Below are 13,098 nucleotides of genomic sequence, written 5' to 3'. Positions count from 1 at the left end.
TATTGATATTATTCGCACAAACCTGAGTAGTTACAAAGCACATACCAAATAAACAAAAACATAACAGTTTTGTTTTATTTTTTATATCAACCAGCAAAAAGTTTAAAAATATTAAACACTTCTCATGCGGCCTCAAATAGGAAGTACTTTTACTCACAAGAATCCTCTATAAGAAATGTTAATTATTTTTAAGTACTCGTTGAAAATGCTCAAAATGAGAAAGAGAAAGTGCCACTTAACGAGGTAACTAGTAAAAATTATATTTAATATTTGTTGTCGTTTAATTAATTTTACTTAATTGAACATGTTTATCATTGAGATAAGTCACACCAACACCATAGGTTGTTTCTAATGCTTCAAATAAAGGTTTGGTATCGTTTGTACGAAATATGCCACCAAATTTAATATCAAACAAAGACGAATCTATTATTTCAACCTTAACATCAGAATAGCGACTTAGCTCTTGGATAACATCTTTAAGGGGGGTATCTGAAAAATCGAACAATTCATGTTGCCAAGAAAGCTCTCTTTTAAAATCATTCTCTGGCATGTTTTCTACTACACCAATAGGAATATCAGCCGAAATTGAAATATGTTGACCCACTTCTAAAAATACCGGTTTTACAGACAATGAAGGTGTGCTGAGTTGAGATTGTTCTTCATCAATATTATTTTCTTTAGACAACTCAAGTTTAGCAAATTCAACCTTACCTTCTACTACGGTAACTGAAAGTTTATCTCTTAATAAGCTCACGGTAAAAGCTGTACCTACGGCACGCACGTATTGCTCGTCGGCATAAACAAGGAAAGGTCTATTAGGATTATGTTTTACTTCAAAAAGAGCTTCGCCAGACAATAAACGTACCTTTCTAACCTGCTTGGTATAATTAACTTCCAGCTTGGTATTAGTGTTTATTTTTACAATAGAACCATCTGGGAGTTCAACCTCACGAAACTCCCCTATCGCAGTACTGATGAGCATGGGCTGAACTACAGAAAGAGAATTAACATTAAAAAATAACACGCCCATTACGATAAAGGCAGCCATTGCAGTAAGTGCAAAGGGCATTAATCGACTCTTTCTTTTCACTTGAGATTTTACAATACAGTGCTGCTCAGTTGCGGCTTCTTCAATAGCATCTCCCATTTCAGTTAAGACATTAATTTCCATTGAAAGGTTAGCTATTTTCTTTAATTCTGCGGCATGGCGAGGGCTACGTTGGATCCATTCTCTCAGTGCCAATTCATCTGCCGTGGTAAGTTCGCCCGTGCTTAACTGCGCCATCCAAGCACAAGCTTCTGCGGTGATCTCTGTAGTGTCGTTAAAATTTGTACGCTCGCTCATATCTTACACATCTGTTTTAAATTTACTCATTGGGATATTACTATCGGTATTTACTTGTGCTTCTACCGCTTTGCTCTCCATGTACAGATTAATTCGCTTTAACCCTGAGGCGACATGTTTTTCAATTGTACTTATTGAAATGTCTAACTCTACCGCTATTTCTTTGTGCGAATAGCCTTTAACTTTATTTAATATAAACACTTTTTGGCATTGCTTAGGTAAAGTCGTTACCGCTTCCATAAATAATAACATACGTTTTCGACTATCTAAGTTATCTTCTATGGTTGGTTCATTTATTAAGTACTCTTGCGGCGTACAATCCTCTATAAAGTCGATAATAGATTTTGACTCTTTATCAAGCTTTGTTCTAACAATGTTACGTGAAACACCAAATAAAAAAGCTTTATGCTCGTTGATTTTTTTAGACTTCTCGGCCTCTAAAGCCCGTACTACCGTCTCTTGGCAAATATCTTCAATGTCATGTTTGTTAGAGGTAAACCGTCGCAAAAATTGTTTTAAAATTTTCTCATTTCCGAGAAATGTTTCTGCTATGGATAACCCCTTAAAAGGATTTTTCATTATTATTTTCTTCCCCAATATCTGCTGCTGTTATATCAGAGGCAATAATAAAAGTATATTTTAGTCGTAAGATCACATTAAAGCTCGTTGTAAACTTAGCAGGAAATCATACCTATTTAACCTGAACTTTAGTTAACAGGTTATTGGAAGTAAAAACAACGCAGATAGGCGCTTAAATAGCATTACTGAGTAAAATAACTTAACCAGAGTTCAGGTTATTTAACTCATTATTCAAATAGGTTTATTCTTCGGGATATGAAATTACAGTACTCTTTCTAATACTTTATTTTTATGATTTTCTCTTACTCTATATGAAGGAGCACCTCGCTGGCACACAAAGATAGAAGAATGGGTTACTTGCTTAGCTTGCTTTTTAGCGGCTGTAGCCATTTCAGCAATGTCATGGTGCGATAAACATAAATCGAGGTTAGGTTCTACAACCCCCACAGCTAAACTCAATAAAGGATAGAACTGTAATTCGCCCGTTCTAGATTTAGATTTAATTCCCCCAGCGAGTAAATGTTCTTTGGTGTAATACTGCTGTATTTGCTGGTCAAAATCTTCAAGTATTTTTTCACAGCTGCTTCTCCAGTGTTTTCCTTGAAATACAGCAACAAAGTCATCACCACCAATATGACCAACAAAGTCATGTCCCTGACAATGCAGCTGCACAAGATTAGCCACTAACTGAATAATCTGGTCGCCTTTAGCATAACCATATTGGTCGTTATAAGGCTTAAAATTATTTAAATCAAAATAGGCAAAGTGAAAATGTTGTTTACGAGAAATCAATTTATCTACGTGTCTATAAATAGGTACGTTGCCTGGTAGTAAACTTAATGGATTAGCGTATCTAGCATGCTGTAATTGCAACTGCGTAAGTTGTCGCAATAAATCACGCACAGAACCAATGCCTATGTATTTATCTTTTTGCGTTAAAATAAAGTGCCATAGTAATTTTTCATTATGTTCAGAAGTCACCATTTGAGCCACTTCGTCTAATCTTGCATCTACATCAACAATTACCGGATTTTTCAACATCGTTTCTACAACCGGTTTTTTCTCATTTAGCGCTCGACCATAAGGCGTAGAAAACAATTCTAGAATATGATCCCGCAAGATCATTCCAATAGGTTTATGATCTTTAACCACAGGAATTGAATTGATTTTTGGATTTTTATGAAGATAGTCAACAACGTTTTTTGTTAACTCGTTATGATCTAAAGGAGTTAATTGCTGTAATAACGAGCTAGCAACTTGCTCAAAATGAACAGGATAAAGTTGCGAACGCTGCCTATTTTTCAATATTACGGGTAGCTCTAACGGAGGATATAACGCAGGCCTTGCAAATAAAAAGCCTTGGTAAATAGACAAGCCTAACTCTTCTAATTGTTCAAACTCACCTTGGGTTTCAATACCTTCTGCTACTACTTTAGCGTTAATACTTTGCCCCAAGTTAAGAATGCTTTTTATAAACTCTCTTTTTACTGGGTCTTGATCACACTGATTAATAAAATACCGATCTATTTTTACATAATCAGGTTTAACTTCTGACCACAGTTTAAGCCCTGCATACCCTGCCCCCAAATCATCAACCGCTATTTGAAAGCCTAAGTTACGATAATGCAGTAGCGCCGTTTGTAAAAGATCTGACGCATCAATCGGGTATTTCTCGCTTAGCTCAATAACCACCTGCTCGGGCGATAAGTTATGTTCTTTTAAATAAGATAAGGTAACAGCCTGTGGATGGTCTGACTGTAAAAATACCATAGGGCTAACATTTAAAAACAACTTCCCTTTAAGCTGTAATTCTACAAAACGCGCAATAGATATGCGCCTACAAACCAGTTCAAGTTCTGATAAAAGCCCGTGATTTACGGCTTCATCAAATAAAGCTTGCGGGCTATGCAATGGGCTATCAGACGGTCCTCGAATAAGTGCTTCATATCCATACACAGCTGTTTCTTTAGTGTTATAAATAGGTTGAAATAAAGCCGTTAATTGCTCATTTTCAATGATTGTTTGTAATTGCTTTTTCAAAGTAACTTTTCAAGGCGGAGGGTTTTGTACACTTTATAAAACATTCATGTCAGTTTTATTACAAACAAACAATCAAAAGTTAATAAAATGTAAATATTTACAATGAGTTACAAATTTATATTGTGCGAGAATGATATTCATTTTTAATAATATCAATAAAGGCTTTAGCTGCACTTGAAAGAGGATAGCGCCTACGAGTAACAATACCTACTCTACGACTAATAGGCGGTGATGTTAACGGCCTACAAATTACGCCTTGCGCTTGTAATTGTGTTTTACATAAAGACGGCATAGCACTAATACCTAAGTTAATAGATACCATTTGCCCAATAGTGGCGAGCTGATTCGCTTCAAACTCTATATTTAAATCAATATTCTCATCACTTAACGATGTTTCAAGTAATTGTCTAATACTCGATGGACGCTGTAGCGTTATAAAAGGGTATTGCGACACCATCTGCCACGTAATAATATCGTGCTTTAATAACGGGTGTTCTTGTGGAAGTGCAATAATAAAGTTATCAGTAAATAATGGCTCAAAATGCAAATAATCGGCTTCGTCAGGATCAAAAGTTAATGCCAGTTCTACTTGGCCATTGTGTACCATATTTACAGCATCTTCGGCGATTACGTCATGTACTTTAATATTAATTTTAGGAAAGCTTGCTTTAAATTTTTGCAATTGAACCGGTAATTCACTACTGGCAAAAGAAGGCATAGCCGCCAGTGTTAATTTACCTCTATTTAACGAGAACAAATTACCTAAGTCGCTAAAGGCATCGTCCCAATTAATTAATAAGTTTTTAGCTACCGGAAAAAAATTTTCACCTTCAGGCGTTAAAGACACGCTGCGCGTTGAGCGAATAAATAAAGGGCCGCCAACGGTAGCTTCTAAGTTTTTTATAGAAATACTTAAAGCAGGTTGAGACAAATGAAGAATTTCACACGCTTCAGCAAAACTATTGCTTTTTGCAACGGTAACGAAAGCCCTAATTTGTTTTAATGTTACGTTCATCACACTATTCCTAAATAATATGTAAACGTTAATATACATTTAAAAAGTTAATGAATCTTGCTATTTATCAAAAAATACAAATGCAGAACAACATAACAATAAAAATGCTCATAAAACTAAACTTCATCAATTCTTTTTTCAATAACGTAAGTGAAGAAGTACATATTTACCTACCCTTCGATAAAAAACATAACCATTTGATTAATAGATAAAATAATAAAATTCATTAACACCTTTTATATTTAACAAGAGCCTTTCATCCTGCTAAAAATATAGTTAAGTATTCATTCAGGCAATAACCGTATATAGAAAAAATCTATTAAATCATGGATTAAAAAAGTGGCTTTAATAATACTTAAACCATTTACAGTAACGGTAAACATAGCTGTACAAACGCCTGAAGAATTAATGCTTAAGTGCAATTTACTCAAGCAGTCTTACCGCCGTAAACTACAGTTAATCATACATATGAGAAAGTAACTTGAGCTCTGGTTATGTAATAAGTAACAACCTAAAACACAAAAAGTACATTACTTTACATAAACTTATGCATTAACCACGTCAATGTTAAAAGAGGTAATAATGATAGATATTAATTCTCTTAAGTATTCAAACGGCTTTGGCAATGAGCACGAGTCAGAAGCACTTAAAGGCGCTTTGCCTATTGGCCAATTTAATCCTCAAAAATGTCCATACGGATTATACGCAGAACAATTTAGTAGCACCGCATTTACTGCACCGCGTAATACAAACCGTAGAACCTGGATGTACAGAATTCAGCCTTCAATCAGTATGGGTGACTTTACTCCTATTGATAAAGGTTTATTAAGAACTGGGCCGATTACTGAAGTAACATGCCCGCCCAATGTTATGCGTTGGAACGCTTTACCACTACCTACTAAGCCAACTGATTTTATTGATGGTTTAACGACCATGGCTGCTAACGGTAATGCCAAAGGCCAAGCAGGTATTGGTATTCATGTTTATACCGCAAACAAAGGCATGGGTAATCGCTTTTTTTACAGTGCTGATGGCGAAATGTTGTTTGTACCTCAGCAAGGTGAATTAATTGCCTATACTGAATTAGGTATTTTGCACGTAAAACCCGGTGAAATTTTAGTTATTCCTCGTGGTATCACCTTTAAAATAGACCCTGTTGATGGCCCTATTCGTGGTTACATTTGTGAAAACTATGGCCATGCACTGAGCTTAGCAGAACGTGGCCCTGTAGGTGCCAATGGTTATGCTAACGACCGCGACTTTCAATACCCTACGGCATGGTTTGAAGACGTAGAAGGTGATTACCAACTTATTGCTAAGTTTTGCGGTGAGCTACATCAAGCCGCTTTAGATCACTCACCATTGAATGTAGTTGCTTGGGTCGGTACTAGCGCACCTTATAAATATGATTTATCGCGCTTTAATGTAATAAACACCGTAAGTTTTGATCATCCCGATCCTTCAATATTTACCGTACTTACTTCACCTAGTGGTGAAGAAGGTGTAGCCAACGTAGACTTTGTAATTTTTCCTCCTCGTTGGATGGTGGCAGAAGGCACGTTCCGCCCACCTTGGTATCACCGTAATATTATGAGTGAATTTATGGGACTTATTGAAGGTGTTTACGACGCGAAAGAAAAAGGCTTTGTGCCCGGTGGTATGAGTTTACATAACACCATGACACCCCATGGTCCAGAAGCCGATGTGTTCGAAAAAGCCAGCAATGCAGAACTTGCTCCGCAACGATACGAAAATACATTAGCCTTTATGTTCGAATCGCGTTATGTGATTGAACCAACCGAATTTTCCTTAACCACACCCGCTAAACAAGAAAACTATTTAGCTTGCTGGGGCAACATGAAAAAGCATTTTAATGGTAAGAAATAGTTATACCCAATAATAGGAATAAGTAATGACACAAATTAATGAAACTCATGACGTAAACTTAACAAGTTGGGTAAGCTGCGCGAATGAAAACAGCGACTTCCCTATTCAAAACTTACCTTTTGCTATTGTTAAACCTAAAGGGAGTAATGAAGCACCTCGTGGCGCAGTTGCTATAGGTTCAAAAGTTGTAGATTTAGCGGCATTAGCGCAAAAAAACATCTTTACTGGGCTTACTCAACAAGCGCTAGAAGCTAGTAGCGAAACTACATTAAATACCTTAATGGCTATGGGTAAAGAAGCAAACTCAGCATTACGATTAGCCTTGTCTCAAGCCCTTAGAACTGGTTCAAATTTACAAGATAAAATTGCTGACTGTTTAATTGACCAAGCCAATATTGAATACGGCATGCCTTGTGTTATTGGTGATTACACTGATTTTTACACATCAATTCATCATGCAACCTCAGTAGGTAAATTATTCAGACCCGACAACCCATTATTACCAAACTATAAATGGATCCCTATTGGCTACCACGGTCGTTCTTCAACTATCGATATTTCAGGTCAAGAGTTTCATCGCCCTATTGGCCAAACAAAAACACCTGACATGGAAGCACCTATTTTTGCCCCCTGTAAGCGTTTAGATTACGAACTAGAAATGGGCTTGTTTATTGGTAAAGAAACAAGCTTAGGCGAGCAAATTGATATTGACGATGCTGAAGATCACTTATTCGGCTTATGTGTTTTTAACGATTGGTCTGCACGCGATATTCAAGCGTGGGAATACCAACCTTTAGGGCCATTTCTAGCGAAAAACTTTGCCTCAACTATTTCACCGTGGATTGTAACCATGGAAGCACTTGCTCCGTATCGCGACTCGTTCACACGCCCTGAAGCAGATCCTGCACCTATGCCTTATTTAAGCTCTGACAAAAACTCAGCGCAAGGTAACTTAGACATAAATCTTGAATGCTACATTGAAACACAAAAAATGCGTGACGCTAACCAACCTATGGTTCAGCTATCAACGTCTAACTTTAAACACTCATATTGGACCGCAGCACAACTAGTAACACACCATGCAAGTAACGGTTGTACTATGCGCGCGGGTGACTTACTAGGTTCAGGTACACAGTCAGGCCCAACCGAGCCTGAAGCGGGGTCTTTATTAGAGTTAAGTAAAGGTGGCAAAGAAGCGTTTAGCTTACCAAACGGTGAAAAACGTACCTTTTTAGAAGACGGCGATACCATTATTATGCGCGCTTCATGTCAACGTGAAGGCGCAGCTAGAATTGGTTTTGGTGAAGTGGTAGGTACGGTACTTCCTGCTGTCGCAAATAAATATGTTAGCTAATGAACAGGTGTAAATATGAAACTTTATAGCTACCATCGTTCTTCTGCGGCTTACCGTGTAAGAATTGCATTAAACTTAAAAGACGTTGCACACACGCTAGTACCGGTAAACTTACTAACAGGTGAGCATATACAAGCTCCATATACTGATAAACAACCTCAGGGCCTAGTGCCCTGTTTAGAAACAGACGACGGTCGGTTTTTAAGCCAGTCTGGCGCTATTATTCAATATATAGAAGCGCTGTATCCGCAGCACCCACTGATTCCTACTGACGCGTTTGCTGCAGCAGAAGTACGCAGCATGATTGATTTAATTGCCTGCGATATTCACCCACTCGATAACTTACGCGTGCTTAAATATTTAACACAAACCTTGAACGTGAATGAAGATGAAAAAATGTTGTGGTATTTTCATTGGATAAACAAAGGGTTTAACGCGTTAGAAAGTCAAATAAAGGCAACACCTTATAGCTTAGGCGACACAGTATCCTTAGTAGATTTATACCTTGTTCCACAAGTATATAATGCTCTGCGTTTTAAGCTTGATATGACACTCTACCCTAATATTTTAGCTGTTTATAACAACTGCAATAAACTGCCTGCATTTGATGAGGCAAAGCCTGAAAGTCAAATAGATTTTCCTAATCCTAAAGCGATCTGATCGTTAACAATTACATAAATTAACCTCAGGCAGTAATACGTATACCTTAACTTTAGTTATTTATTTGCGATAAAGAGAAGGAGTTGTATTAAAATGCCCCTTAAACAACCGATTAAAACTACTTTTCGAACCAAAACCACACTCTAGAGCAATATCAAGAACTGTTTTATTTGGCTGTGTTTTAAGCTGTTCACCTGCGGCTTCTAAGCGTTTAATATTGATCAACGTTGGAAAAGAGGTATGCAACTCTTTATTTATTAAAGTTGATAGTTGATCTGGTCTCACCTGTAAATGCAATGCTACATCTTCAACACTTATTCCTGGCTCCAAAAATGGTTTATCATGCTCAAGATATTGAATTAATCTTAGAATAGTTGAATCTGTATTAATATTACTAAGTCGTTTATTAGGCTCACATTGATTACTATCCATCAGTGACGGCTTTATCGACAATACCTCTCCCGTATCCATATTCTTTTGTTGTAGTGAGATATTTCGCATCTTAGCTAATAAAGCATCTCTTTCACGACGTAAGGCCGAATGTCTAAACACCAAACTTACCGATATCATCAATATATCTAAGGGCATAGACCATAATATTAAGTGCGACGTAAATGTTGTACTAGGCAATACACCAAGAAAAGTAAATGTATAAATAATCAAGGCTAAGATAGTAAAAAATAACGGAACTGCCAGCCCCATAGCCCAATAACTATCGTAACGAATAGTTCGCACTGTACCAATAAGAATAAATAAACACATTGCAAAGGTTGCTAGCAAAACCAATACTACACGTACCATATTTGTTACAGGAAATAATATAATAATGATACTAACCCCAAGAAACACCAAGAAACAATTTAGTAAATAATGTAGATGTGGAGAGATAATACGACTACGTAGGTACTTTTGTAGAAACAAGGTTGAAAACACATATGACATCATAGCAAAAACAAAAAAACCACGATTTTTTAATATTATATTGTCTGGCCAAAATAATAAATTACCTTCGCCATAATAAAATAGGCTGTAAGCAAATCCAAAACATAAGCTAGTTATATAATATAGATTAATTTTATTGATTATCCTCTGATTTAAAGCCAATTGAAAAACTACAAACATTAATAAAATTAATACATAAAAAACATGTATTTGTTTGACCTCAGAAAGATGTTCCCCATATTTAAAACTACCGCGTATTTTAGGGGTAAAATCTATTTTTGCTTCAGAACGTACTCGGATATAAAGTTGTGCAGATTGATTTTGGGCTAAGTAGAATTTAAACGTTGGAGAAGATGAAGATTGCCCAGAAATAGGCCGATGGTCGCCTGATGAAAGATACTGTAAGCCTTCACCATTCAATAAGTAAAAGTCAACAAAATCAAGTCGAGTATTATCTAAAGTTAAAAACCATTCATCATTTCTACTTTGATTCTTTAATTTTACCTTAAGCCAAAAAGTAGAGGGAGAAAAGCCTACATTAAATAATTCTGATTCTGTAGTTGCCCAACCTGTAGAAAGCTCTTTAATGGTATCAAAATCGGCCTCTATCGCTTGATATTCTAAGGTAGGGAAAGTAACGGTGTGCTGATCCTCTAATACAATAAAATCTGTAGTCGTAGCGAAAGTCATTCTTGCAAACAACGCAAAAAATACGCTTAATATCCTTATACTCCAGTGAAGCACTGACATTCCTTATTAGACTATAAAGAGTAAAATAAGTGCTATTCGTCTGCCCACACTTATTGCCTTATTAGCCGAGTTAAAACTTTAATGCGGAGTACTTTATATTATAGATACACCATTATCAACATTTCTTCTTGATTGGAATTGTTCAAATAACATACCTTATTTTAAGCTAATCCAGATCAATTTAAGCAACCGAGAAGAATCAATAACCACTACCGTTATTTAATAAAACTGATATTCACTTAGCGCTTTTTTATACGGTGTAATCCCATTCCCATCAAGCCAACAGCAAAAACAGCTAATTTAAAAGGTTCTGGCGAATTGTTCGGTGATGGTGATGTATGTAATTCAATATCCCCCTGTAAACGGGAATCCTTACAGCATGGGCTCGTATCAAGCTTTAACGTGTAGTCAAAAACGATATTGCTAAATTCTAACGGCGGTATATACCAGTTTTCTGTTAATAAACCATCAACATAACTTTGGCTATAATCCAAGAAACTAATCTCTATAGATTCGCGAATTTCACTTAAATAATAATCTCTATTAACATCATAAATATCTCCATCACGGTTATATAACACAGAAACATCAGCGTTCCAGCTATACAATCCTAAACCTGAAAGAGTAAAAGTACCAATGGGATCCGAATAGTAGATCCTTGGTGAATACTTCATAAATCTACTGTCATAAGGGATACTTTCAAACAATGTAGAACCCCCTGTAATACTACCATCGATTTTATTAGAGCCATCTTGAATAATGCATTTAACAACACTCGTAAAGTCCCAAGTTAACAAAGAGGCATTTGCCAAGTTAATACTACTTATCGTGATCAGGACGATTAGCATATATTGAAAAAGTTTAAGCTTCATGATTATTCCATTACTTTGCATAATAATTAAATGATTTAATACTACATATTCTGCAAATTACCATCAGCGTACCCCGTTATCATTAATGTAAAGAGTGATTAAATATTACAGCCCCCAGAAGCAGTAATACCAATATTAACGAAACGTTTCCTTTCACATGTTTATACATAATATTGAACGTAATAAAAAAGTTGCTATACCAACGTATAGAAAAGGATGGACTGAACTGAGGTATTCTGTCTATTAAACATGCCTCTTCTACCTCATAAAGTTACAAGGTAGAAGAGGTATTTAAGAAGTAAACTTATCCGAAATAGTCAATTGGATTAGCATTAAAGTTTTTCAAATTAGGAAAAATTTGTTTAAGCGCTTGATCATCAGTAACGCCATACCATTTGGCCAATGAAGCAAACATCTGCTCATTCGATGTAGTAGGTACTGGATTGGTTGAAGAACTTTGAAGCGGCATATCTCCGTATATTCGACCACCATCAACTGCGCCACCTAGGATAAATTGATGTCCTGCCCAACCATGATCTGTACCGTCACCGTTAGATCGTATTGAACGCCCAAAATCAGACATGGTAAATGTTGTAATATTATTTTCCAGGCCTTTCTCTACACTGTAATCGTAAAATGTTGCCATAGCTTCACTTAATATTCTAAGTAAATTAGGATGGCTACTGCTTTGATTATTATGCGTATCAAAACCACCTAAGCCAACAAAGAATACTTGACGACTTAAACCATTATTACGCCCTACTTCAATCATTTTAGATACAGCCTTTAAGTCTTGCGCAAGACCATTATCTCCAGGAAAAACAATCGTACTTTCTTCAACATCAGCGAGTTGCTCAACGAGGCTACTATTGTTATCCATCGCATTTTCAAATAGGTTCCCAAAAGCGGCTTTAAGTCTGTGATTACTTTTCTCACTACGACGTAAGTTTTCAATAGCATTCGTTCGGATCCAAGTAATATTACCGTTACCCATAAAATTGGTCTGTATTTTTCCATCTCGAGGAATACTGTATGGGCTATGAAGTGCCCCTGCTTGCCAGAAATTAGATCCTGCTAAGCTAATATTACTCATAAATGCTTGATTGGAAGAGTTTTCGCCCTCCACAGCATCTAATACACGTCCGCCCCACCCCGTACCTTTTTGCGCTAAATCAGCACCACGCATCCAGTTTTGCTGAGAGGCATCATGAGCATATAAACCTTTAGGATAAGAACTATCAGGTCTTATGTTACCTTGCTCATCTAATACGGGTTCAATAAGAGGCCCCACATTACCTTGTATAGCTAACTTCCCTTGATCAAATAAATCTTTTAATCCAGCCATTTCAATATCAAGAGCCAACCCTCCCTCAAAACTTTGACCGCGAGGAAATATTTCTAACCCTAAAGGTCGAGCTAACCCTCCTCGCACATTTTCATAGTCAGTTCTTGCCTGTCCATGCAAAGGTGTGAGCATGTTAAATGAGTCATTTCCACCGAATAAAAACACACAAACCAATGCTTTATAATCCGTTTGATCTTGCGCGGTAGCAGCATTAACCAACTGCATCCCACCTGCCGCGTAAGCCGCAGAGCCACTAACTAGCATATTGCGCATAAAACGACGACGATTCATTGTTAAATTTTCCATTTT

General features: G+C 36.6%; 10 protein-coding genes. 3 read left to right on the top strand and 7 right to left on the bottom strand.

The genetic code is table 11. From position 1 onward, the window contains the following. Positions 1–280: 280 nt before the first annotated feature. The 4 genes from AC0L5Q_RS16670 to AC0L5Q_RS16655 all read right to left on the bottom strand — a co-directional run bounded on the left by AC0L5Q_RS16670 (position 281) and on the right by AC0L5Q_RS16655 (position 4,979). Positions 281–1,345: a FecR family protein gene (locus tag AC0L5Q_RS16670; RefSeq protein WP_473611646.1), complete on the bottom strand. Its 1,065-nt coding sequence runs from the start codon at positions 1,343–1,345 to the stop codon at positions 281–283. A 3-nt stretch (positions 1,346–1,348) separates the two neighbouring features. Continuing rightward, positions 1,349–1,924 carry an RNA polymerase sigma factor gene (locus AC0L5Q_RS16665; RefSeq protein WP_473611642.1) on the bottom strand — a complete coding sequence of 192 codons (576 nt, stop codon included), beginning with the start codon at positions 1,922–1,924 and terminating at the stop codon, positions 1,349–1,351. Between the two features lie 261 nt (positions 1,925–2,185). Beyond that, the gene (locus AC0L5Q_RS16660) at positions 2,186–3,964 is read right to left on the bottom strand and encodes an EAL domain-containing protein (RefSeq protein WP_473611638.1); all 1,779 of its coding nucleotides are present in this window, start codon (positions 3,962–3,964) and stop codon (positions 2,186–2,188) included. A gap of 115 nt (positions 3,965–4,079) precedes the next feature. Then, positions 4,080–4,979, bottom strand: a complete 900-nt coding sequence (locus AC0L5Q_RS16655; protein WP_473611635.1) for a LysR family transcriptional regulator — start codon at positions 4,977–4,979, stop codon at positions 4,080–4,082. A gap of 582 nt (positions 4,980–5,561) precedes the next feature. Here AC0L5Q_RS16655 and hmgA point away from each other — a divergent pair. The 3 genes from hmgA to maiA are packed head-to-tail and all read left to right on the top strand — an operon-like array spanning position 5,562 to position 8,880. After that, complete coding sequence (gene hmgA, locus AC0L5Q_RS16650) at positions 5,562–6,866, top strand: homogentisate 1,2-dioxygenase (RefSeq protein WP_473611631.1); 1,305 nt, start codon at positions 5,562–5,564, stop codon at positions 6,864–6,866. Between the two features lie 25 nt (positions 6,867–6,891). Beyond that, a complete protein-coding gene (fahA, locus tag AC0L5Q_RS16645) occupies positions 6,892–8,220 on the top strand; it encodes a fumarylacetoacetase (protein ID WP_473611627.1) in 1,329 nt (442 codons plus the stop codon). A 15-nt stretch (positions 8,221–8,235) separates the two neighbouring features. Continuing rightward, complete coding sequence (gene maiA, locus AC0L5Q_RS16640) at positions 8,236–8,880, top strand: maleylacetoacetate isomerase (RefSeq protein WP_473611623.1); 645 nt, start codon at positions 8,236–8,238, stop codon at positions 8,878–8,880. Between the two features lie 60 nt (positions 8,881–8,940). Here the strand turns inward: maiA and AC0L5Q_RS16635 are convergent, their stop codons facing one another. From AC0L5Q_RS16635 to AC0L5Q_RS16625, 3 genes are all read right to left on the bottom strand, one after another. Then, a complete protein-coding gene (locus AC0L5Q_RS16635) occupies positions 8,941–10,566 on the bottom strand; it encodes a 7TM-DISM domain-containing protein (protein WP_473611619.1) in 1,626 nt (541 codons plus the stop codon). Positions 10,567–10,811: 245 nt separating this feature from the next. Further along, entirely contained in the window at positions 10,812–11,444 is a 633-nt protein-coding gene (locus AC0L5Q_RS16630; RefSeq protein ID WP_473611615.1) for a hypothetical protein, read from the bottom strand. Between the two features lie 304 nt (positions 11,445–11,748). Next, positions 11,749–13,095: a DUF1501 domain-containing protein gene (locus AC0L5Q_RS16625; RefSeq protein WP_473611611.1), complete on the bottom strand. Its 1,347-nt coding sequence runs from the start codon at positions 13,093–13,095 to the stop codon at positions 11,749–11,751. Between the last annotated feature and the right edge of the window lie 3 nt (positions 13,096–13,098).

The sequence above is a fragment of the Pseudocolwellia sp. G5-9 genome (assembly GCF_055808995.1).
This window is presented reverse-complemented; position numbering and strand designations above follow the sequence as displayed.

Coding starts and splice junctions, on each gene's coding strand:
- AC0L5Q_RS16670 (WP_473611646.1), bottom strand. CDS start 1,345: ATGAGCGAGCGTACAAATTTTAACGACACTACAGAGATCACCGCAGAA.
- AC0L5Q_RS16665 (WP_473611642.1), bottom strand. CDS start 1,924: ATGAAAAATCCTTTTAAGGGGTTATCCATAGCAGAAACATTTCTCGGA.
- AC0L5Q_RS16655 (WP_473611635.1), bottom strand. CDS start 4,979: ATGAACGTAACATTAAAACAAATTAGGGCTTTCGTTACCGTTGCAAAA.
- hmgA (WP_473611631.1), top strand. CDS start 5,562: ATGATAGATATTAATTCTCTTAAGTATTCAAACGGCTTTGGCAATGAG.
- fahA (WP_473611627.1), top strand. CDS start 6,892: ATGACACAAATTAATGAAACTCATGACGTAAACTTAACAAGTTGGGTA.
- maiA (WP_473611623.1), top strand. CDS start 8,236: ATGAAACTTTATAGCTACCATCGTTCTTCTGCGGCTTACCGTGTAAGA.
- AC0L5Q_RS16630 (WP_473611615.1), bottom strand. CDS start 11,444: ATGAAGCTTAAACTTTTTCAATATATGCTAATCGTCCTGATCACGATA.
- AC0L5Q_RS16625 (WP_473611611.1), bottom strand. CDS start 13,095: ATGGAAAATTTAACAATGAATCGTCGTCGTTTTATGCGCAATATGCTA.